At 63.2% G+C, this 22711-nt stretch carries 18 protein-coding genes and 1 pseudogene; 6 read left to right on the forward strand and 13 right to left on the reverse strand.

Translation table 11 applies throughout. The features are described from left to right. Positions 1-258 precede the first annotated feature (258 nt). From VKR55_RS09125 to gltB, 8 genes are all read right to left on the reverse strand, one after another. Positions 259-642 carry a TadE/TadG family type IV pilus assembly protein gene (locus VKR55_RS09125; protein WP_324402023.1) on the reverse strand — a complete coding sequence of 128 codons (384 nt, stop codon included), beginning with the start codon at positions 640-642 and terminating at the stop codon, positions 259-261. Next, positions 639-1142 carry a TadE/TadG family type IV pilus assembly protein gene (locus tag VKR55_RS09130; protein ID WP_324402025.1) on the reverse strand — a complete coding sequence of 168 codons (504 nt, stop codon included), beginning with the start codon at positions 1140-1142 and terminating at the stop codon, positions 639-641. The genes VKR55_RS09125 and VKR55_RS09130 overlap by 4 nt, the downstream gene beginning before the upstream one ends. Before the next feature lie 13 nt (positions 1143-1155). Beyond that, positions 1156-2487 carry a TadE/TadG family type IV pilus assembly protein gene (locus VKR55_RS09135; protein WP_324402027.1) on the reverse strand — a complete coding sequence of 444 codons (1332 nt, stop codon included), beginning with the start codon at positions 2485-2487 and terminating at the stop codon, positions 1156-1158. Positions 2488-3264: 777 nt separating this feature from the next. Then, positions 3265-4158, reverse strand: coding sequence for a glycoside hydrolase domain-containing protein (locus VKR55_RS09140; RefSeq protein ID WP_324402029.1), 894 nt, complete (start codon positions 4156-4158; stop codon positions 3265-3267). Between the two features lie 216 nt (positions 4159-4374). Then, complete coding sequence (locus VKR55_RS09145; protein ID WP_324402031.1) at positions 4375-5568, reverse strand: C39 family peptidase; 1194 nt, start codon at positions 5566-5568, stop codon at positions 4375-4377. Continuing rightward, positions 5478-5861 (reverse strand): hypothetical protein, encoded by a 384-nt coding sequence (locus VKR55_RS09150; protein ID WP_324402033.1) that lies wholly within the window; start codon positions 5859-5861, stop codon positions 5478-5480. The genes VKR55_RS09145 and VKR55_RS09150 overlap by 91 nt, the downstream gene beginning before the upstream one ends. Positions 5862-6100: 239 nt before the next feature. Continuing rightward, a complete protein-coding gene (locus VKR55_RS09155; RefSeq protein WP_324402034.1) occupies positions 6101-7552 on the reverse strand; it encodes a glutamate synthase subunit beta in 1452 nt (483 codons plus the stop codon). 133 nt (positions 7553-7685) lie between these two features. Continuing rightward, the gene (gene gltB / locus VKR55_RS09160) at positions 7686-12416 is read right to left on the reverse strand and encodes a glutamate synthase large subunit (protein ID WP_324402036.1); all 4731 of its coding nucleotides are present in this window, start codon (positions 12414-12416) and stop codon (positions 7686-7688) included. 431 nt (positions 12417-12847) lie between these two features. On the opposite strand from gltB, the gene VKR55_RS09165 reads away from it, so the two are divergent. Then, positions 12848-13612, forward strand: coding sequence for a hypothetical protein (locus VKR55_RS09165; RefSeq protein WP_324402038.1), 765 nt, complete (start codon positions 12848-12850; stop codon positions 13610-13612). 189 nt (positions 13613-13801) lie between these two features. Here VKR55_RS09165 and VKR55_RS09170 read toward each other — a convergent pair whose 3' ends face one another. Beyond that, positions 13802-14278, reverse strand: coding sequence for an Hsp20 family protein (locus VKR55_RS09170; RefSeq protein WP_324402040.1), 477 nt, complete (start codon positions 14276-14278; stop codon positions 13802-13804). Positions 14279-14510: 232 nt separating this feature from the next. On the opposite strand from VKR55_RS09170, the gene VKR55_RS09175 reads away from it, so the two are divergent. The 3 genes and pseudogenes from VKR55_RS09175 to VKR55_RS09185 form a co-directional block, all read left to right on the forward strand. Further along, positions 14511-15458 carry an alpha/beta hydrolase gene (locus tag VKR55_RS09175; protein WP_324402042.1) on the forward strand — a complete coding sequence of 316 codons (948 nt, stop codon included), beginning with the start codon at positions 14511-14513 and terminating at the stop codon, positions 15456-15458. 221 nt (positions 15459-15679) lie between these two features. Then, complete coding sequence (locus tag VKR55_RS09180) at positions 15680-16423, forward strand: ABC transporter substrate-binding protein (protein ID WP_324402044.1); 744 nt, start codon at positions 15680-15682, stop codon at positions 16421-16423. A 39-nt stretch (positions 16424-16462) separates the two neighbouring features. After that, positions 16463-16579, forward strand: a pseudogene (locus VKR55_RS09185) (alpha/beta hydrolase); the annotation flags it as partial. Here the strand turns inward: VKR55_RS09185 and VKR55_RS09190 are convergent. The 3 genes from VKR55_RS09190 to VKR55_RS09200 form a co-directional block, all read right to left on the reverse strand. Continuing rightward, on the reverse strand, positions 16531-17823 hold the full coding sequence (locus VKR55_RS09190) for an MFS transporter (RefSeq protein ID WP_324402046.1): 1293 nt from the start codon (positions 17821-17823) through the stop codon (positions 16531-16533). The pseudogene VKR55_RS09185 and the gene VKR55_RS09190 sit on opposite strands and share 49 nt — an antisense overlap. 24 nt (positions 17824-17847) lie before the next feature. Then, positions 17848-18300, reverse strand: coding sequence for a MarR family winged helix-turn-helix transcriptional regulator (locus tag VKR55_RS09195; RefSeq protein ID WP_324402048.1), 453 nt, complete (start codon positions 18298-18300; stop codon positions 17848-17850). Positions 18301-18373: 73 nt separating this feature from the next. After that, on the reverse strand, positions 18374-20155 hold the full coding sequence (locus VKR55_RS09200; protein WP_324402050.1) for an adenylate/guanylate cyclase domain-containing protein: 1782 nt from the start codon (positions 20153-20155) through the stop codon (positions 18374-18376). Between the two features lie 185 nt (positions 20156-20340). Between VKR55_RS09200 and VKR55_RS09205 the strand changes: the two genes are divergently transcribed. Beyond that, positions 20341-20979: a LysE family translocator gene (locus VKR55_RS09205; protein WP_324402222.1), complete on the forward strand. Its 639-nt coding sequence runs from the start codon at positions 20341-20343 to the stop codon at positions 20977-20979. Here the strand turns inward: VKR55_RS09205 and VKR55_RS09210 are convergent. Beyond that, entirely contained in the window at positions 20967-21728 is a 762-nt protein-coding gene (locus VKR55_RS09210; RefSeq protein WP_324402052.1) for a sulfite exporter TauE/SafE family protein, read from the reverse strand. The genes VKR55_RS09205 and VKR55_RS09210 overlap by 13 nt on opposite strands. Positions 21729-21819: 91 nt before the next feature. On the opposite strand from VKR55_RS09210, the gene VKR55_RS09215 reads away from it, so the two are divergent. Then, positions 21820-22710 carry a LysR substrate-binding domain-containing protein gene (locus VKR55_RS09215; RefSeq protein ID WP_324402054.1) on the forward strand — a complete coding sequence of 297 codons (891 nt, stop codon included), beginning with the start codon at positions 21820-21822 and terminating at the stop codon, positions 22708-22710. The last annotated feature ends 1 nt before the right edge of the window (position 22711 follow it).

The following is a 22711-nucleotide window of genomic DNA, read 5'->3' on the forward strand; positions in this document are numbered from 1 at the left end:
CGGGAGATCTGCCTGTCCGGTTCGACGAGCGGGATGTGGAAACGGAGTCACGGCTACACCACTAAGGCACCGCCAGACGAAAGAGGCGGAAACAGATATGTGCAGCCTAAATCCACCGCGCCACATCTCGACTCCACCAAATTAGCAGGTCTCTGACCACTGTGGCTCAGTCCGCCGCTCGTTCAACAGCCGACGTGCTGATCGACGCAGCTGGCGGGCAGCTGACGCGATCGAGCCTCCCGCAGCGGAACCTGCTCGTCAGGCGGGGAAGCACGCCTGTGCGGTGAGCGTGAGCGGACCGATGTTCATGATGTCGGGAAACTGGAACGTATAACTCGCGCTCACCTGATTTCCGCACGCCGGCGTGCTGTAGGTGAACGTTGAGGCCGGCAGGCTCAAGCCATAGGCCTGTTGCGTCGCATAGCCGGTGATGGCGCCGGGATTGTTGCTGGGGCAAAGCGTGGTGTTGATCGTCGCGCATCGGGCCGCCATCTCGGCGCCGTGCTGCAAGCCGATCTGCGTCCAGAACATCAGGCCAAGTTCGATGATACCGAAGAGAAAAAGGAAAAAGACGGGCGCGGTCAGCGCGAATTCCAGCGCGGACGCGCCCTGCTCATCGCGCCATAGTCCGGGACGCTTCACTTCAGCCTCGCCGTCGACTGTGCGGTGAAGTTGTAACTGCTCGGCAGGGCCGGGTAGTTCAGGGTCGTGTTGTACGTCATCTGGGCCGAAACGGTCACATATGTTGCGGCCAGGGCTCCCCCCGGACATGTCGTTCCGCAGGTCGCGCTGGTGATGGAGGAGCCGGTTGCGCACCCGCAAAACTGGACCGGAGCAGGCGATGCACTGATCTCTGAACTGCTGGTCGCGCTGGTCACGGCGCTCACGATCGCGTTGGGATCGAAGCCGTTCCTGATCGCCCACTCCGTGCCGGCCTGTGCGGCGTCCTCGACCTGCATTTTGTGATACACACCCAAACCGAGGTCGATCACGGCAGTCACCATGAGCGCCAGCATCGGGACGGCTATGCCAAATTCGATCGCGGCGGCGCCGCTCGTATCGCCGGCAGTACGAGCGAGAAAGCGGCGAAACCTGCCGCGGGATCGGGCAGCGCGATGTGCGCGAAGGCGAGCCGTTGTCATCTCGGGCGATCCTTTATTCGACGAGCTGAGCGGTCTGAACACCGATCGCGTTGGTGCCAAGCGCAGCGCAGTTGACCTGAACGTTCGAGCTGCCGGTGAAGGTGATCGTGTCAGCGATGATTTGCGTGCACGAGGTCGTCGTGCCGTTGCCGCCAGAGAACTTCAGCGCGGCGTTCTGCAAATCAATCGCGCCGCCGAAATTCTGCGTGCCTCCGCCCTCCAGCGAAAAGGCCGTGCCGACCGGCATGTTGCGGTCGGAATACATTACGATGCCCTGCGTCGTTCCGGAGGTCGGCGCCGTCAGGGTGACGTTCGCATTGCTGCCGATTGTGGCGGAGCCCCAATTGTTGCCGGAGCCGGTAAAGATGAGGGTTACACCGTTGCCGGTGATCGACGCGTTGCCCGCCACCGACAGGTTCGCCCCGTTGAAATAGTAGATGCCGGGATCCAGCGTCAGGGTCGCTCCGGCGTTGACGCTGACGTCACCACAATAGACGCCGGGACTGAGCGTCGTCGTTCCCTTCACCTGGATCTTGTTGTTCGTGTCACACCAGGTGGGCATCGTGGGGACGACGTTCTGGTAGGGATCGGTGACCGCCCGCATGCCGGTCTTGATGCCATTCTGCGCCGTGATGTTGCTCGTGCCGGAGACGGTGCCGACCACTCCGACCTGATTGGCGGACACCGCTGCGCTGCCGCTGACGTTCAGCGAGGGAGCGGCGTTGGAGTCGCTGTAGAGATTGCAGTTGACCAGATTGAGGTTGTTGCTGCCGCTCACCGCGACGGCCGAGCTGGCCGTGGGATCGAGCGCGAGCACGCAGCCTGTTCCGGAATTCGGCACCGCCACGGCGCGCGCCGTGACGAGAACAGTACCGCTGCCGAACAGTGCTGACAGAAGCCGCGGCTGCGGCTGGCTGACGATGACCTCAACCGCCTGCGGCGTGGAGACGTAGTTGCCGGTGGATGGCGGTTGATTGACAGTGACCGCGACGTTGTTCACGCCATTCGCGTAGCCGTAGGACGCGGTGACCGAGTTGGCCTCGACATCCAGATTCGTTCCGGCAGTTGCGGCGCTGACGGCTCCCGAATCGGCGGCACTCTGCATGCTCTTGTGGAGATACAACCACCATGCGACCTCGGTGCCGAGCCCCGCTGTGCCGACCAGGACCGGCATCAACAGGCCGAGGATGATCGCGTAACTGCCCGACTCATCGCGCAGGAAACGCTCGAGCAAGCTCCCACCTTGAGTCCGGATCCCCGGACGAATGCGCGCCACAGCATAGGGTGCCTTCCAAGACCAGATGCGGCGGGCATCCCAACGGTTCATAGCTGCATCCTGCTGCACGAAATTCGGAGAGCAGTTATGTTGCAAACGATGCGTTAAGTGTTCGTGCAATCGGCCTTATAAGTCGCGCGAGCCGCGTAACCCTTTGTATACCCAATTTTCGGATTTCGACCCCAATCCCGGCCGCGTCAAGCATGCGCGAGAGCGGCCCTTCGAAGCGAGCTTCGTTGCCAACCGGGGCTTTTCCGTGCAGCGGCTGCTGGCAGAGGACATCCAGATCAAAAGCAAAAGACCGCCAATTGGGGCGGTCTTTCAGGTTCCCGATTGCGATTGTTGATTATTTGAATCTGTTGCCCGGAGCAAAACCCGATGCGCCGGGACTGCCTCCGATCGTGGTGCGCCCACTGTTGATGTATTGCCGTCCCGGCGCGTAGCCCGACGCTCCGGGGCCGCCGACAGAGCCCGGTGCGCCTGTTTTGAATTCGTGTCCCGGAGCGAAGGGGGAAGCGCCGATCCCCGGCATCCCGCCGAGGCCATGTCCCCCTGCAAATGCCGATGATGATGCGATCAGCAATCCCAGCGCTGCGGTACATGACAAGATTTTGGTCATCAGTGGTGTCTCTCTCCGTTTGTCGGGTGCGCCCAGCTTTCCCGATCAAACCAAAGAGATGTCGAATCTTGTCCTAAGTGGGGACACGCCCGAATGCGCGGTAAACAGTCCAACGATGTTGCAACGAGATCACAATAATCCGTCCGGAACCCGGGATGATCCGCGTATGGAACATCCTCCGGCGCGCGCTTGTTCGCAGTTGGCCGCGTTCGCCGTGCGCAACGCCTCTAGCGCTTCACCGCCCATTGGCCGAAATCGGTGGCCCGCGGATTCAAATAGTCGAAATCAAACCCCGGTTGCTGTTGACGAGAACCAGACGTCCAACTGGAACAAGACGTTGGAAGTTGTTGCACCAGATTCCAACGGTTCTCGCGATTCAAGAATTGTTTGTACTCCGGATCATTCCGCCCTTCCGGGCTAACCCAGAAATAGTCGGCCAGCTTTCCAGCGTCCCCGAGCAGGCACATCGCTCCGGTGCAATACATTCCGACCTTGTAGCCGCTGCCGTGATGTTGCCGGGCGTAGAGCCGAAAGGCGTCGCGTATCGCGGTGAAGTAACGTTGAATCACCGGTTCCATTTTCGCCGGCGTCACTTCATCCAGCTTGTCGAGCTGGAATGCTGCTTTGCCGAAGCGAATAAAGTCGGCGTAGCTCGCGATGAGATGAAATTTTCCTTCCGCCCTCAACGCCGCTTTGCGTTCTTCGGACATCGGGCTTCCGCCGTTCAGTCTGTACTCCTGAATAAGCGGACCGAGATGCCGCTCGGGTCCATCAACCCCGAAGTAGATGGCACTTCCATACGGCTGTCGGATCTCGTCAGCCAATTCCAGAGCGCGGTCGGCGTCCTTTGTCCCGGACGCCGGGTCCAGGAATTTCGCGGGATCGTCGTTGTGATGCTGAAAGACGACCCCGATCTTGAGGCCCGCAGCGATTATCGCGTCCGCTTCAGTTGCCGACAATGTCTTTCCGGGAAGCGTTTCGTCCTTGTGGTCATAGTACCGGAAGACGGTATCTATCCTGAACGCAGGCCTCAGTTGATTGAGAACCGGCTCACCCGCATCCGTGCGCAGGTCGGTGAGTGGGAGTGAGAAATCCGCGACCTTGAAGAGGTTGTTCGCCATGCACTCCGGTCTACCGGTCGGTATTGGAATGTTCCCGGCAGCCGAAGCCCGAAAGCAGAAGAGTATCGCTACCATCCAATATGCGAGCTTCCTGCAAATCATTTTCTCCACCTGAAGACTTGGCAAGTATTTCCTCGTGCTATTCGAAGAACCACACTGCGGTTGCGCCGAAAGTCTCACGCAATTCGCGAATCGGAACCGTTCTGGCTCGATGCGCTATTTGTGCTTCACGTACTGAAGCTGGATCGCAGTGTCGAATATCTCCTTTTTGTATCGATATTCAAAATCGGCGTTTATCGAAAATCGATCATCTCCGTTCTTTTTCGTGTAGCCGGACCTTTCAAAAGAATAGTCATCGAAGACACCGCCAAGCGTATCAAATTCCCAGCCTCCCTGATCATGAATGCATCCATCAATAGCTTCTTTCAGTTTCTCATATTCACCCGATGCAGCATCGTAGTCTGGATTTCCGGGAGTGGTACAAGAAATCCTGTGCGTCTCGGTTCGGCTGCTGCTCGCCTCGCGGACGGTACAGCTCAATCCAAAATAGCGATCCTTGCTTTCCCATGATCGCCCAACTGAGATTGTCTCCCCCCGCGCGCTAAGGAAGGGAGCAGACGATCCAGTATGAAATTGAGACAGCATGCTGCAAACGTCAGTCGATCGAAATGCAACTGAATGGACCAACTGTCCCTCACGATTTCGAGGCGCCGTTGGCGCTATCAGGGCTGCGGAGCGCGGGAGCGGCTGTTCCTGAAACGAGCGATCAGGCTCAACATAGAGGCCAGCATCCCAAATCTGGACCAACTGAGAAAACGGCAGCGTCAACGAGCCAAAGAAAGGGTCATTGATTTCGACAGCCGGAGAGCCGGAACTCCAATTTATCCCGCGGATCACGACAAAGTGGCCCCCGGTCGGTAGTGCCAAGTGTGCGATGACCGGAGCCCCTTGCTTCAAAACAGAATATAGCTGGCTTGGATCTGCAGGTCTGTTCAGTTGAGTGAAGCCGCCTCCAAAATAGCTGATGATACGTTGAACTTGGTAGATCGTGCCCGGGATGGCGCATCGGTTCGGATTCGAGCAGCACGCGCCTGGAGGAGTGTGGTAACCCATCTCCATGATTTGGCATTGATTGGGAGGATCAACGCCCCTGAATCGCAGCACCATTTGTGCCGATGCCACCCAACACCATTCCAGTGTGTCCTGCGCCACCAGTGGTACAGGCAAATCGACCGCTTCTTGAGCCAGGCCTTGTGCGGCAAACGATTGGACCAAGGCTACGCAAAGAGCGCATCGCTTCAAGTATTGCTTGAAGCCCATCAGTTGCACCCGCTGCTTCGCATTTTTTCTTGAAGGTTTGATTTCATTTTGTTGAATTGAGCTTGTGCCTGGGGGAGTGACCACTGGCATTGCAGCCCTTGTTGCTTCAATAAACTCTTGTGGCTTGATACTTCCTGATCGTAAGTCGATTGCAGTTTTGCCATTTGAGTTTCTGATGCGTCGCACTCGCTTGCGTGGTCGAGTAGCATCGAAATGATTTCGGACGAATTGACGCCACACATCTCGTACTGAACTATCGCCTGCGCGGCTGCTCGTACTGCATCGGTGGCCCCTGCCATGTCCCTTACCGACATGTCAGCCCGCGCCGGCAGCACGGGCGCGGCGAGCGCGAACACAATGCACAAGCGAAGATAAGAACCCATGGACATTTTTTCCCCAACCCGGCTTCGATAGCTCCTATCCTGATACAACTCAGGGTTAGCTGCAAGGATATTAGAGGTCGGGGGCGTTTACAGTGAGGTTGAGTTCGCGTGTCGGGTGGATCGCACGACCCAGCCGGGTCAGAGCAGTGAGATCGCTGCAGCCGGCCTTGAACGTGAGCGGCTGCTCGATGGCGCGATACTTCGGCGCTTGACGTCCCGGAAGAAAGCTCCGACGGAATTCACCGCGGCAGGTCCGTCGCCCCCATCAGGAACCGGTCGATCGATTGCGCGCAGAGGCGGCCTTCCCGGATCGCCCAGACCACCAGCGATTGGCCGCGGCGCATGTCGCCGGCGGTGAACACGTTCGGCCGCGAGGTCTGATAGTCGACCATGTTGGCGCGAACGTTGCCGCGCTGGTCGAGATCGACGCCAAGCAGCTTCAGGAGGCCCTCGTGCACGGGATGCACGAAGCCCATGGCGAGCAGCACGAGCTCCGCGTCAAGCTCGAACTCGGTGCCGGGCAGCGGCTTGAACTTCTCGTCGACCTTGACGCAATGGAGTTTTGCGACCTTGCCGTCGGCTCCGGAGAATTTCTGCGTCAGCACGGCGTATTCGCGCGCCGCGCCCTCGGCCTGGCTCGACGAGGTCCGCATCTTCAGGGGCCAGTCCGGCCAGGTCAGGCCCTTGTTCTCGCGCTCGGGCGGCGCCGGCATGATCTCGAGCTGCGTCACCGATTTCGCGCCCTGCCGGAACGAGGTGCCGATGCAGTCAGATCCGGTGTCGCCGCCGCCGATCACGACGACATGTCTGCCGCCGGCCAGGATGTCGGCGGCGCCGTTGAGCGATTCATTGCCGACGCGGCGGTTCTGCTGCGGCAGGAAATCCATCGCGAAATGGATGCCGGCGAGATCGCGGCCGGGGATCGGCAAATCGCGCGGCGCCTCTGCGCCTCCGGTCAGCGCAATCGCATCATAGTCGTTGAGCATCGTGCGCGGGTCGAGCGCGCCGCCTGCTCCGACATGGACGCCATAATGGAAGGTGACGCCCTCGGCCTCCATCTGCTTGACGCGCCGGTCGATGATGTCCTTCTCCATCTTGAAGTCGGGAATGCCGTAGCGCAGGAGGCCGCCGGCCTTGGCGTATTTCTCGAATACGTGCACGTCGTGGCCGGCGCGCGCGAGCTGCTGCGCGCAAGCCAGGCCCGCGGGTCCGGAGCCGATGACTGCAACCTTCTTGCCGGTCTTGTGCGGCGCGATCTCCGGCTTGATCCAGCCGTTCTCCCAGGCGCGGTCGACGATCGCGCATTCGATGGTTTTGATCGTGACCGGGTTGTCGTCGATGTTGAGCGTGCAGGACGCCTCGCACGGCGCGGGGCAGATGCGGCCCGTGAATTCGGGGAAATTATTGGTCGAGTGCAGGTTGCGCGAGGCTTCTTCCCAGTTGCCCTGATAGACCAGATCGTTGAAGTCGGGGATCTGGTTGTTGACCGGGCAGCCCGGCGTGCCCGGCGCGACCGAGCCGGTGCCGTGGCAGTAGGGGATGCCGCAGTTCATGCAGCGCGCGGCCTGGTCGCGCGTCTCTTTCTCCGAGAGCGGGACGACGAATTCGTTGAAATGCTTCACCCTCTCGGCAACCGGCGTGTACTTTCGGTCATGCCGTTCGATTTCCAGAAAACCTGTGACCTTACCCATTAAGCCCGACGTCCCTGCGCTTGTCCTTTGGTCATTCCGGGATGCGCCTCAAGGCGCAGACCCGGAATCTCGATGTAGCCTTTGCGAGATTCCGGGTTCGCGCTGGCGCGCCCCGGAATGACGCGTGACGATGTTACGCCCCGATTGCGATTTTCGGTTCGGCGTCGGCGTTCGCCTGCAATTCGCGCAAAGCGCGCCGATACTCGACTGGCATCACCTTGCGGAATTTCGGCAGCCATTTCTTCCAGTTCGCCAGGATCTCGGCGGCGCGCCTGGAGTCCGTCGCCTTGGCGTGACGCGTGATCAGGACATGGAGCCGCTCGATGTCGGCATCGAGCAGGTTGTTGAACACGTCGACCCGACCATGCGACTCGAGATCGCCGGCGTGATGATAGGTGCCCGCGTTGATCATCTCTTCGGAGAGCAGCGGCTCGAGCTCGACCATCGAGAGGTTGCAGAGCCGGTCGAAGTCGCCGGTCTCGTCCAGCACATAGGCGATGCCGCCGGACATGCCGGCCGCGAAGTTGCGCCCGGTCTTGCCGAGCACGACCACGATGCCGCCGGTCATGTATTCGCAGCAATGGTCGCCCGCGCCCTCGACGACGGCGACCGCACCCGAGTTGCGCACGGCAAAACGCTCGCCGGCGATGCCGCGGAAGTAGCATTCGCCCTCGATCGCGCCGTACATCACGGTGTTGCCGACGATGATGCTCTCCTCCGGCACGATGCCGCCGTTCTTCGGCGGCTTGACGATGAGCTTGCCGCCGGACAGGCCCTTGCCGACATAGTCGTTGGCTTCGCCTTCGAGCTCGAAGGTGACGCCCTTGGCGAGCCAGGCGCCGAACGACTGGCCGGCGGTGCCCTTCAGGCTCACGTGGATCGTGTCGTCGGGTAGCCCCGCATGACCGTAGATATTCGCCACGCTGCCTGACAGCATGGCGCCCGCCGAGCGGTCGGTATTGTGGATCTCGGCTTCGATCCTGACCGGCGCGCCGCGATCGAGCGCGGCCTGCGAGCGCTCGATCAGCTTGCGGTCGAGCACGGCTTCCAGATGATGGTTCTGGGCCTCGGAGTGATAGATCTTCTGGCCCTTCTCCTCCTTCTGCCGCACGAACAGTTTCGAGAAGTCGAGACCCTTGGCCTTCCAGTGCGCGACAAGCCGCGTCTGGTCGAGCATCTGGGTCTGGCCGATCATCTCGTTGAAGGTGCGGAAGCCGAGGCTCGCCATGATCTCCCGCACTTCCTCGGCGACGAAGAAGAAGTAGTTGATGACGTGCTCCGGCTGGCCGGTGAAGCGCTTGCGCAGCACGGGGTCTTGCGTCGCGACGCCGACCGGGCAGGTGTTGAGGTGGCACTTGCGCATCATGATGCAGCCTGCCGCGATCAAAGGCGCGGTGGCGAAGCCGAACTCGTCGGCGCCGAGCAGCGCGCCGATCACGACGTCGCGTCCGGTGCGGAAGCCGCCGTCGACCTGGACCGAGATGCGGCTGCGCAGCCGCTCGCGCACCAGCGTCTGGTGGGTTTCGGCCAAGCCGATTTCCCAGGGCGAGCCCGCATGCTTGATCGAGGTGAGCGGTGAAGCACCAGTGCCGCCCTCGAAGCCCGCGATGGTGACATGGTCCGCGCGCGCTTTCGCAACACCCGCGGCCACGGTGCCGACGCCGACCTCGGAGACCAGCTTCACCGACACCTGGCCCTCGGGATTGACGTTCTTCAGGTCGTAGATGAGCTGGGCGAGATCCTCGATCGAATAGATGTCGTGATGCGGCGGCGGCGAGATCAGGCCGACGCCCGGTGTCGAATGCCGCACTTTGGCGATTGTGGCATCGACCTTGTGGCCGGGCAATTGTCCGCCTTCGCCGGGCTTTGCGCCCTGCGCCATCTTGATCTGCATCATGTCGGAGTTGACGAGATATTCCGTCGTCACCCCGAAGCGGCCGGACGCAACCTGCTTGATCGCCGAGCGCATGGAATCGCCGTTCGGCAGCGGCTTGAAGCGGTCGGATTCCTCGCCGCCTTCGCCGGTGTTGGACTTGCCGCCGATGCGGTTCATCGCGATCGCCAAGGTCGTATGCGCCTCGCGCGAGATCGAGCCAAAGCTCATCGCACCGGTGGCGAAGCGCTTGACGATCTCCTTGGCCGGCTCGACCTGGGCGAGCGGCACGGCCCTGCGCTTGTCGTCCTCGGCGCTCCTGATCCGGAACAGGCCGCGCAGCGTCAACAGCCGCTCGGATTGCTCGTTGAGGATTTTTGCGAAGGCCTGATAGCGCTCCCTGGAATTGCCGCGCACCGCGTGCTGCAGGTTGGAGACCGACTCCGCGGTCCACGCATGGTCCTCGCCGCGGGTGCGGTAGGCATATTCGCCGCCGACGTCGAGCGCGGTCTTGTAGACCAGCGCGTCGCCGAACGCGTCGGTATGGCGGCGGGTGGTCTCTTCCGCGATCTCGGAGAGCCCCACGCCCTCGATCCGGGTGTGCGTGCCGGCAAAATACTTCGCGACGAAATCGGCCTTCAGCCCGACGGCGTCGAAGATCTGCGCGCCGCAATAGGACTGGTAGGTCGAGATGCCCATCTTCGACATCACCTTGAGCAGGCCCTTGCCGATCGACTTGATGTAGCGCTTGACGACCTCATAGTCGTCGAGCGAGCCGGGCAGGCGGTCCTTCAGCGCGATGATGGTCTCGAACGCCAGATACGGGTTGATCGCTTCCGCGCCGTAGCCGGCCAGGCACGCGAAATGATGCACCTCGCGCGGCTCGCCGGATTCGACGACGATGCCGACCGAGGTGCGAAGGCCGGTGCGGATCAGGTGATGATGCACGGCGGCGCAGGCGAGCAGCGAGGGGATCGGAATCCGGTCGGAGCCGACCATGCGGTCGGACAGGATGATGATGTTGACGCCCTCGCGCACCGCGCCTTCGGCGCGCGCGCAAAGCTCATCCAGCACCTGGTCCATGCCGGAGGCGCCGAGCCCCGCATGGAAGGTGGTGTCGAGCGTGCGCGACTTGAAATGGCTTTCGGCGATGTCGCCGATCGAGCGGATCTTCTCCAGGTCCGCATCGGTCAGGATCGGCTGGCGCACCTCGAGCCGCTTGGTGTCGGCAAGGCCCTTGAGGTCGAACAGGTTCGGCCGCGGCCCGATGATCGAGACGAGGCTCATGACCAATTCTTCGCGGATCGGGTCGATCGGCGGGTTGGTCACCTGCGCGAAGTTCTGCTTGAAATAGGTGAAGAGCTGCTTTGGCCGGTCCGACAGCGCCGAGATCGGCGTGTCGTTGCCCATCGATCCCGTGGCTTCCTCGCCGGTCGAGGCCATCGGCGTCATCAGGATGTTAATGTCTTCCTGCGAATAGCCGAAGGCCTGCTGTCGGTCGAGCAGCGGCAGGTTGGAGCGCACGCCCTTGGTCGGTGCATCGGGCAGTTCCTCCAGCACGACCTGGGTGCGGTCGAGCCACCCGCGATAGGGATGGCTCTTGGCGAGCGTAGCCTTGATCTCGTCGTCGGGAATGAGGCGGCCCTGCTCGAGGTCGACGAGCAGCATCTTGCCCGGCTGCAGCCGCCACTTGGTGACGATCTGATCCTCGGGAATCTTGAGCACGCCCATTTCGGACGCCATCACGATGCGGTCGTCGCTGGTGACGAGATAGCGCGCCGGGCGCAAGCCATTGCGGTCGAGCGTGGCGCCGATCTGGCGGCCGTCGGTGAAGGCGATCGCGGCCGGGCCGTCCCACGGCTCCATCAGGGCTGCATGATATTCGTAGAAGGCGCGGCGCTCTTCGCCCATCAGCGGGTTGCCCGCCCAGGCTTCCGGAATCATCATCATCACCGCGTGCGGCAGCGAGTAGCCGCCCTGCACCAGGAATTCGAGCGCGTTGTCGAAACAGGCGGTGTCGCTCTGGCCTTCATAGGAGATCGGCCACAGCCGGTTGATGTCCTTGCCGTAGAGCTCGGACGACACGGAGGCCTGCCGCGCCGCCATCCAGTTGACGTTGCCGCGCAGCGTGTTGATCTCGCCGTTATGGGCGATCATCCGGTAGGGATGCGCCAGCGACCAGGTCGGGAAGGTGTTGGTCGAGAAGCGCTGATGCACCAGCGCGAGCGCGCTCTCGAAATCCGGCTCATGCAGGTCGGCGTAGTACTTGCCGAGCTGGTCGGCGAGGAACATGCCCTTGTAGATCACGGTGCGGCACGACATCGAGCACGGATAATAGCCGGCCATGCCGCGGTCGCGGCGCTGATAGATCGCCTGCGAGATCGACTTGCGCAGGATGTAGAGCTTGCGCTCGAACTCGTCCTCGGTCTTCGCGACGCCGTTGCGGCCGATGAAGACCTGCATGTGATAAGGCTCGGTCGGCTTGACGGAAGGGCCGAGCGAGGCGTTGTCGCTGGGCACATCGCGCCAGCCGAGCAGCAGCATGCCTTCGGCCTTGATCTGATCGGCGATGATGCTCTGGATCACCTTCCGCCACGCCGTGTCCTTTGGCATGAACAGCGCGCCGATCGCGTACTCGCCGGGCTCGGGCAAGAGAAAGCCGATCTCGGCAGCCTTGCGCTTGAAGAAGGCGTGCGGGATCTGCACCAGGATGCCGGCGCCGTCGCCGAAGCGCGGGTCGGCGCCGACGGCGCCGCGGTGCTCGAGATTGCAGAGGATGCTCAGCGCATCGGAAATGATCTGACGCGACTTCTTGCCCTTGATGTTGGCGATGAAGCCGACGCCGCAAGCGTCCTTCTCCAGCGAAGGATCATAGAGACCTTCGGCTGCGGGGCGAAAACTATGCAGCTCGCGATCGGCCGGTTTCGAATCGGCGCGCGCCTGCAGTGCTTCTGCCACGATGTGTTCGCGCTCGATGTCCGACCCGCTCATGTCACGTCTCCCGGTCAAGGGCCTCGTCGTTGTCTTCGGCGCACCTTGGGCGTCCCGCGGCACCCGGAGAGGGTCGCCGCTCGTCCTCAAGCGAGCCGTATTTTCAGAGTTCAGGCTCAGCGTTCAACGTCCCTGGAGAACGGCTTTGCCTGGGTACCTATGCAGCGCTTGGCGCCGAACTTTCGTTGCAAGACCGATGCCGGTTTCGCAACGAAATTTGAGACAGCTTTGCTGTCCTAACTGCCACCATGCCTTATTTTTCTCTATCACACAAGCGGGCGAAAGTCCTCTCGGGCCCAATCCACTGCATTGCTGGTCTCCGGCGCCCCCGATTTGAAGCAAACGTGCCGCGTTCCGGCCCAAGCGGCGCCGAAATCTGCGCCGAGATTTGCCCTCGGGTTTAACGCGGGGCTTGCTGGAGCAACAAAGCGATGACGCGTTTCGTAAGCTGGGCCGTGTCGGCCGGATTGGTGTTCGCGGCGACGGCCGCCAATGCCCAGATGCTGGCGCCCTACCGGGCGGCTTCCGATTTCGACGGGCCGTATGGGGCGCCCTACGGCGCGCCGCCGCCGCCGGCTCCTCCCCCCGTTTACAATTATGGCGGCTACGCCCCGCCGCTGCTGCCGCCCACGGAGGTCTATGCGGTCTTGCGTGACAACGGTTTCTCGCCGCTTGGGATCCCGCACCAGCGTGGCCTCGTCTACACAATCGCCGTGATCGACCGCAACGGCGAGGACGGGCGGCTCGTGATCGACGCCCGCAATGGACGGATCATCCGCTTCGTGCCGGCCTGGGGCGGCAATGGCCCCTATGGGCGGAGTTTCGGGCCTGAGCGGATGGGTTACCAACCCGATGCCGCGCTGCCGCCGCCAACGGTGATCCGCGGCGTGCCGCGGCCGCCGGCGTCGGTGCCGCATGTCGCAAGCCGCGCCGTGCCGCTGCCCGCACCGAGGCGGTCGATCGCCGCCAGGCGGCCGGCGTCAGCACAGCAAACGGCAGCGATCGAGACCAAGCCCGCGACGCCGCCTCCGGCGCCGGCCAGCGCTCCGCCGGCCGCCAACGCGCAGGCGCATCCCGTGCCCCTCCCGTCGGCCCAGGCCAATGCCGCCCCGCCTCCAAACACGATCGGCGAAGCCAAGGCCGCGGCGACGATCCGGCCGACCCAACCAATGCCGCCGGCGGAGGGGCTGGAGTAGTCACTCGTCATTGCGAGGAGCCAACGGGTCCGCGCAAACGCGCGGCCCGATGACAGGCTCCGCGACGAAGCAATCCAGACTGTTTCCGCGGAGACAATATGGATTGCTTCGCTTCGCTCGCAATGACGAAGAAACGCCCCGGTTTCCCGGGGCGTTTCGTTACTCAACGCTACGCGACGATCGGTCCGCTCAGGCGGCGGCCTTCTCGGCCGTGCCGTCGACCACCTGCGGAGCAGGGCTGGTCGTGCCGATCGGGATGTTGCGCGGCTTCTTGGCCTCGGGGATCTCGCGGACGAGGTCGACATGGAGCAGGCCGTTCTCAAGCGAGGCGTTCTTCACGAGCACGAAGTCGGCGAGCTGGAACACCCGCTCGAAGGCGCGCGCGGCAATGCCGCGATAGAGCACTTCGGACGTGTCCTTGCTGTTCTCGTTGGCGACTTTCTCGCCCTTGATCGTCAGCGTGTTTTCCTTCGCGACGATGGACAGCTCTTCCTTGGCAAAGCCCGAGACGGCGACCGAGATGCGATAGGCATTCTCGCCGGTTCGCTCGATGTTGTAGGGGGGATAGCCAGTGCCGCCGTCAGAATTGACCTGGTCGAGCAGGGAGAAAAGACGGTCGAAGCCGACCGTGGAACGATAAAACGGAGTGAGGTCGTAAGTACGCATAGGGTAGTCCTCCATTGAGCGACTGTTTCGATGACCCGCCCGCCATCGGGCCGGGCTTTAGTCCTGTGCAGCCTTCATGTTTCGGTTCCGAAACACTGGTAGCGGCCTGCACGAAGGTGATATGGGAGATGCAAGACGGCGATCAAGAGGGCGGGAGTTTGGCCTTTTTTGAGCCTCCAACCCTTGTTTTTCAGCGCTTTCCTCCTAGCCCACCACGCCTCAATCCCTTGCCATGACGCTCGTCTCGATTCCCGCCAATCCCGTACCTGAAAGCGTCGTCACCGGCACGATCCGTACCCCCGACGGTGCGGAATTGCGTTTTGCGCGTTGGGCGCCGCCCGCGGGACGCAAGGGCACGGTTTGCGTCTTCCAGGGCCGCGGCGAGCAGATCGAAAAATATTTCGAGACCGTGCGGGACCTGCGCGATCGCGGCTTTGCGGTCGCCATGATCGACTTCCGCGGGCAGGGTCATTCCTCGCGGCGCCTGCGCGATCCGCGCAAGGGCTATGTCCGCGACTTCGCCGACTATGAGGTCGACGTCGAAACTTTTGTGCAGCAGGTGGTGCTGCCGGACTGCCCGCCGCCGCATTTCGCGCTGGCCCATTCCATGGGCGGTGCGGTGATGCTGCGCCTGGCGCATGCCGGAAAACGCTGGTTCGACCGCATGGTGCTGTCGGCGCCGATGATCGACCTGCCCGGCCGCACCACCGCGCTGCCGGTGCGGCTGTTGCTGCGCGTGATGCGCTTTTCGGGGCAGGGCGGGCGCTACGTGCCGGGCGGCGACGACGTGCTCACCGGCGCGCGTCCCTTCATCAACAATCCCGTCACTTCCGATCCCGTGCGCTACGCCCGCAACGCCGCGATCCTGGAGGAGGATCCCACGCTCGGCATCGCCTCGCCGACGGTGGCCTGGGCCGACACCGCCTTCCGCGCCATGAACACGTTCCGCCAGACCTATTATCCCTCGCAGATCCGCCAGCCGATCCTGATGTTGGCTGCCTCCAATGACACCGTGGTGTCGACTCCGGCGATCGAGGAGTTCGCCTATCATTTGCGCGCCGGCTCGCATCTCGTCATCGCCGGCTCCAAGCACGAGATCCTGCAGGAGCAGGACCGCTACCGCGCGCAGTTCTGGGCCGCGTTCGACGCCTTCGTGCCCGGCACGCCACTGTTCGGCTAGGGCGTGTACTTTTTAAATGCGGGATATCCGTTTTTGGCGGTGAAGCAGGCTTGCGCGAGCCGCTCCGCCATGCCGTGTTTTGATCCGAACCGGGCAGTGGGCGCGTGCGCGCCGCGATGATATCGTCTTTGATTGTGAACAACGCCATCCAATGAGGTCCCGATGATAGTCCACATCGGCAGACGGACATTCCTCGGCGGGTTGGTCAGCGCAGCTGTCGCATGGCCGGTCGCGGCGCGGTCGCAAGTCGCGGCAACGGGCGCAGGACGGTCGGCTGGCTGTCAGGATCGGCAAGCAAGATGGCCAAATTCTTTGCCGACGATTTCCTGAACGGCATGCGAGCCTTCGGCTACGTCGACGGCCGCGACTTTGATCTGGTACCGCGCTATGCCGAGGGCTTTCCCGACCGCCTGCCGGCGCTCGCGCAGGAACTCGTCGCTCTCAAGCCCGCCGTTATCCTGGCAGCGGCCGTCAATGCGGCGGTTCCGCTACGCGCTGCCACCTCGGTAATCCCGATCGTCTGCCCGGCGCTGGCTGACGCCGTCCATCTCGGCTTGATCGCGAGCGAAGCGCGGCCGGGCGGCAATGTTACGGGGATCGAACGGGCGATGGAGACGCTCGCGACCTCGCAGGTTGACATCGTCATCGTCCTGCAGACCGGGCTATTGTTGAGCGTGGGACCGCAAATTGCCGAATTCGCGGCGGCGAAGCGACTGCCGACGGTCTACGGTTATCGCGAACACGTGCTGGACGGCGGGTTGATCAGCTACGGCGTCGACTTGCGCTGGTGCTATCGCCGCGCCGCCTATTTCGTGGACAAGATTCTGCACGGCACTCCGCCCGGCGAGCTTCCGGTGGAATTTCCGACCAAGATGATGCTGTCAATCAATCTCAAAACGGCAAAGGCGCTCAACATCACGGTTCCGCCAGCGTTGTTGGGCGTCGCCGATGAGGTGATCGAATAGAAAGGCCCCCGGTGCGGGGCCTCATCCTTCGAGACGCGGCATTTGCGCGCCGGCTCGCATCTCGTCATCGCCGGCTCCAAGCACGAGATCCTGCAGGAGCAGGGCCGCTACCGCGCGCAGTTCCGGGCCGCGTTCGACGCGCCGTCATCACCGTTGCTGCGGCAGATTGAACTGGCTCTTTTGCGGGTGATGGCGGGCTTCCCGCCTGATCGAGAAAGCGCGACGATCGCGATGATCGCGGCCGCAAAGCCGGCAGCCGCGCCGACGCCGAGCGCCCAGCGCGGGCCAAGGTGGTCGGCAACCCATCCGACGATCGGTGCGCCGATCGGCGTGCCGCCCAGCGCAACGCCGAGCCGCAGCGCCATCACGCGTCCTCGCATCGCCGGCTCGGTCGAGAGCTGCATCAGCGCGTTCGAGGTGTTGGTGAGGGTCAGTGCGGCGACGCCGATCACGACCAGCGCCGCCGCGAACAGCCAGTAATCCGGCGCCAGCGCGGCCAGCGTGCAGCCGAGGCCAAAGATCGCAGCACCCAGCAGCAGCGAATTGAAGCGCGGCCGCTCGCGGCTTGCGGCCAAGAGCGCCCCCGACATCGTCCCGACCGCCATCATCGAGGACAGCAGGCCAAAGCCGCGCGCATCGGTATGGAAGACGCCAACCGCCATGGTCGAGATGAAGATGGGGAAGTTCAGCCCGAAGGTCCCGATCAGGAACAGCATGATCAGGGTCGCCCTGAGATCAGGGCGGGACCAGACATAGTGAAATCCCTGCAGGACGCTGCCCTTGACGGGATGAGCCCGCGCATTTGGACGAAGCTCGGACCTGCGCAGCAAGGACAGCGACGTCAGCACCGCCATGAACGATGCGCCATTGAACAGGAACGCCCAGCCGGTACCGACGGAGGCGATGACGAGGCCGGCGATCGCGGGTCCGATCATGCGTGCGGCATTGAACGAAGTGGAGTTCAGCGCGATCGCGTTCGACAGATCGGCATCGCCCACCAGCTCGGCCACGAAGGTCTGGCGTACCGGGGCATCGAGCGCCGCGCTGCAGCCGAACAGGAAGGCGAACATATAGACGTGCCAGAGCTGCACCAGGCCGGTGACGGTGAGAAGCCCGAGGCTGAGCGCGAGCGCGCCCATCGTCGCCTGGGTGGCCATCAGAAGCTTGCGCTGGTTGAAATGATCGGCGGCAAAGCCGGACCATGGCATCAGCAGGAGTTGCGGTCCGAACTGCAGCGCCATCACGACGCCGACAGCAGACGCACTATGCTGCGTGAGCTGGGTGAGAACGAGCCAATCCTGGGCGGCGCGCTGCATCCATGTGCCGATGTTGGACACCAGCGCGCCGGCCGCCCAGACCCGATAGTTGAAGTTCCGTAACGATCGAAAAACGCGTCTCATGTTCGCTGCGGTTCGTTGCCGGCATCAATCGTCGACGAGCCGCTTCAACAAACCGACCGCGGCGGTCAGTTCCTGCTGCTCTCGCGGAGACAGCCGCGCCGCGATGGTGCGCGACAGCCAATCCTGCCGCGCGGCCCGGCCGGTGCGCAGCCGCTCGCGGCAGGTGTCGGTGAGGGACATGATGGTTTGCCGGCCGTCGTCGGGATCGGGCGCGCCGCGGACCAAGCCAGCAGACTCCAGCGCCGCGATTGCCGCGCTCATCGACTGCGGTCGCATTCCCTCCGATCGCGCCAGGCTGGACACGGTCGCTGGACCATCCTTTTCGAGGCGAAGCAGGACCGCGACCTGCGAAGGCGGGAGGTCCTGCCCTTGGCCCTGCTCGCGAAGCCGGCGCTTCAGCGTTCCAATCAGCAAACGAAGATCTTCGGCGAGCACTGATGTGCGCGCCGACCCGGTGCCGCCTGGTGACTTGCTCATGCCGGGCTTGAATAGCTTATATGAAGGTAATCTGTAAAGATTATCTTCGCAGCTTACCTGCGGAACGCGCGGTCTAATCCGCGGCGCGCTTGGCGACGAGCGCGATGGTGCCGTAAGGCGCACCGGCCTTCACCAGGCCCTCGCGGTAATCGGCGATGTCATCCGGATTCTTCCAGCGGAAATTCCGCAAATGCCGCTCGACGGTGAAGTCCGGATAATTGTCGAGCAGGATGTCGCGGGCCTTTGCTGCCTCTTCAGGCCTTCCCAGGCGCGCCAACGCTGCCGCCCGCATCGCCAGCACCTGCAAATGATTGGGGTTGAGGTACAAGGCTTCGCGCGCCCAGGAGAGAGCCGCATCGTATTGTCCGAGCAGGTAATGGCTGAACGCGGTCGAGGCCGCCCACTGATAGCGCGGGTCGCTGTTGCCGCGCTGGACCGCCATCGACAACAGCTCGATCGCCTTGCGGTGTTCGCCGACCACGAGATGGCAGATGCCCTGCACGCCGCGTGCGCCCATGTCATACGGGTTCAGCTCGATGGCGCGCCTGATCGCTTCAAGCGCATCCTCGTAGCGCCCCTGCATCACCTGCAGGTAGGCGAGAATCGAAAAGGCAAAGGACGAGCGCGGGTCGAGCCGCACGCTGCTTTCCGCAAGCTCCATCGCCGTCGTCCACAGCTCGCGGCTGGAGGGGATCCATCCATAGTGGACGCCCTGGACCATGATCGTTGCAAGATAGGCGCGCGCGATCGACAGCTTTGGATCGAGCGCAATCGCCTGTTTGAACAAATCGATGGAAGCCTCGAAATCCTCCTTGGTCTCCCGGTAATAATGCGACACGGCTTTCAGGAATCGGTCCCACGCGGTCAAATCGGATTGTCGCGGCCGCGAGACGGCTTCCGCGCGAAAAATCTCGGGCGCGATCGCCGCCGACAGGCTGGTCGTGAGCTCGTCCTGCAGCGCGAACAGGTCGTCCATGTCGCGGTCATAGCGGCCGGTCCAGAGCTGCTCGCCGGTTTCGGGGGCGATCAGTTCGGCGGTGACACGAATTTTCGAGCCCGAGCGTCGCACCGAGCCCTGGATCAGATAGGTGGCGTCGATCTCGCGCGCGATCAGCCGCGTGCTAAGGTTCTTGCCGCGGAATGCAAACGTCGAGCTGCGGCTGAGCACGCGATAGAATGATTGCAGCGACAGCGCGTGGATCAGGTCCTCCGTCAACCCGTCGGCAAAATATTCGTCGGCGCTGCCGGAGAGATTGTCGAAGGGCAGCACGCCGACGATCGCAGTCCGGTATTGCGCGGGCAGGTGAGAGCTGTCTTCGCCGGTCGTCTCGCGCCGCGGCACCGATTCGGGCGTCCAGGTCCAGACATGAATGGGATCGGCGATGTTCTTGAAGCGATGTGATCCTTTGTCCGTGAGTGCGACGCTCAGCCTTTTTCCCGCTTCGGTCGCGGCCTTCCCGGAGACCGCGACCCCACCGGGCGGCGCCACCGTCTGCAGGCGGACCGCGACGTTGACATCGTCGCCGAACACCTCGTCCTCGTCGGCCATCACATCGCCCATGTGGATGCCCATGCGGAAGTGCATCGCTCGGTCGATGGGGAGGTGATTGTTGCGCTCGGCCATCACCGTCTGCATCGCGACGGCAGCCTCGATCGCCCCCACGATGCTCGGAAATTCGAGGAGGAAGCCGTCGCCGGTATTTTTCACCAGCCGGCCGCCATGGTTGAGGATGATCGGATAGATGGCGCTGCGATGGGCCTTGAACGAGGCATGCGTCCCCGCCTCGTCTACCCCCATCATGCGGGAATATCCGGCGATGTCAGCACAGACAATGGCGGCGAGACGTCGTTCCATCGGCCCTTTGCGCGGCAAACCGCTCGCGGCGGCGGTGCCCGACTGTATTTGCACAAGAACTTGCACAAACTATGCCGTATCTGAAGGAAGTGCCGATGCGACGCAATAGCCCAGCGGGCCGGGCCGGTATCCGGTAAGGGATGAACCATGCGGCGTCCGGCCGCAGCACTTTGAGAATGGCTTCGATGCTCGGCATTCACGATCTCTGGCTTTTCGTCATTTCCGGCCTCGTGCTCAACGTCGCGCCCGGCCCGGATACCGCCTATATCGTCGGGCGCAGCGCGCAATTCGGCTGGCGCGGCGGTGCGGCCGCCGCGCTCGGCATCAGCACCGGCTGCCTGGTCCATGTGTTTGGCTGCGCCATCGGGCTTTCGGCTCTGCTCGCGGCCTCGGCAACGGCATTCAGCGTGGTGAAATGGGTCGGCGCGGCCTATCTCTGCTGGATCGGAGTGAGGATGCTGCTGGCGCGCGCCGGCGAGCCCGCGGATGCGTCCGCGCCGCGGAATGACGCGATGCCGCTGTCAAGAGTTTTCTGGCAGGGTGCGCTCACCAATGCGCTCAATCCGAAGGTGGCGCTGTTCTTCCTCGCCTTCCTGCCGCAATTCGTGGACGGCCAGGCGCCGCACAAGGCGCTCGCCTTTCTCGTGCTTGGCACGATCTTCATCTTCAACGGCACGCTCTGGTGTCTGTTCGTCGCCGCGTTATCGGCGCGGACAGCGAAGAGGTTCAGGCAATCGGGCCGGGCGATGCGCTGGATCAATCGCGCGCTGGGCTCGATGTTCGTCTATCTCGGCGCGCGCATGGCGATGCTTCAGGCGAGATAGAGCTCGTAGATCGCCGAACCTGCGAGATAGAGCCCGAGCAGGATCATCGCGATCAGGAACCAGCGGCGAAACCTCTCCGCATCCATGCGCGAGCGCACCGCCTGCCCGACGAACACGCCAGTGAAGGAACAGGCCATGGCGACCGCGCCGGGTACGGCGGTGGCGCTGCTCAACAGGCCTGAGCGGGTCAGCGTGAAGCCGAGCGCCAAAGTCGCGACCGTGAAGAACACGCCGAGCGCCTGGATCAGCTCGTCCTTTTCCATCCCGATCGCCTGCATGAAGGGCATCGAGGGGATCACCTGCACTCCCGTCGCGGCCGAGATCACCCCGGTGGTGAGACCGACGATGCCGCCGACCCATTTCTCATGGCCGGGCGCGACGCTGAAGCGGACCCTGCTCAGGCCCATGACGGCGTAAATCACGAGCAGAATGCCGAGCACGATGACGCCATAGCGCGCGGAGGCGCCGGTCAGCGCGCCGGAGTTGAGCCAGATTCCGATTGCGGTGCCGATCATCAGCGGCCACAGCCGCCGCACGATGTCGCGCAGGTAAGGGCCGACGAAGGTCTGCCAGATATTGGTGATGATGGCCGGCAGGATCACGATCGCCAGCGCCTGGCCCGGCGGCATCGCCACCGCGAGCAGGCTCACCGAGACCGTCGGCAGTCCAAGCCCGATCACGCCCTTGATGAACCCCGCAAGCAGGAAGATGGCGCCGATGATGAGCAGGAACGGGTCGATTGTGTGCATGAGCGCAGCTTGACCGATCGGCCGGACCGGCACAATCTGGAGGTTCCGGAGTTAGCCTTCGGCCAAACCGAAGGCAGAAGGGGGCAATCGCATGCGCTTCGATCTCGTCGACCTGCAGCTCTTCATCGCGGTGGCCGATTCCCGCAGCATCACGCGCGGGGCGGATCGCACGCATCTCGCGCTCGCTTCCGCCAGCGAGCGGATCAAGGGGCTGGAAGAGGCGCTCGGGGTGACGCTTCTGAAGCGCGGCCGACGCGGCGTCGAGCTCACGGCGGCGGGCGAAAGCCTGCTCGATCACGCGCGGCTCGTGATCCACAATGTGGAGGCGATGCGCGGCGACCTTGCGCGGTTCGCAAGCGGCGTACGCGCCAGTGTCCATTTGCTGGCCAACACCGTCGGGCTTGCGGAGCACCTGCCGAAGGCGCTCGCCGCGTTCCTGCGCGACAATCCCGATATCAATATCGACGTTGAGGAGCGCGAGAGTATCGACATCGCTGCGGCGATTGCCGCCGGCGCCGCCGAACTCGGCTTCGCCGCCGAGCACGCGCTGCCGGACAATGTCGAGCGTTTTGTGTTCGGCGAGGATCGGCTGGTGCTGGTGACCGCGCGGCGCGGTCCATTCGCGACCCGGCGGCAGATCGATTTTCAGGAGGTGGCCGGCCACGATTTCGTCGGCCTGACGCAGGCGACCGCGCTGCAGCTTCATATCGCGAAATATGCGGCCCGGCTCGGCATGCGCCTGCATGTGCGGGCGCGGTTGCGAGACTTCGACGCGATCTGCCGGTTGGTCGCGGCCGGTGTCGGCATTGCTGTGGTTCCGGAGGCCGCGGCGCAGCGCTGCCGACGATCGATGCCGATCATGATGGTGCGGATGCGCGACGCTTTCGCCAACCGCAAGCTCGTGATCTGCGCCCGCAGTTTTAAAGCACTGCCGCGGCCGGCGAAGCTGCTTGTCGAGCATTTGCGCGCGGCGGCGTCGTAAT

The sequence above is a fragment of the Bradyrhizobium sp. genome, from assembly GCF_035309285.1.
In the GTDB taxonomy this organism is placed as follows: Bacteria; Pseudomonadota; Alphaproteobacteria; order Rhizobiales; family Xanthobacteraceae; genus Bradyrhizobium.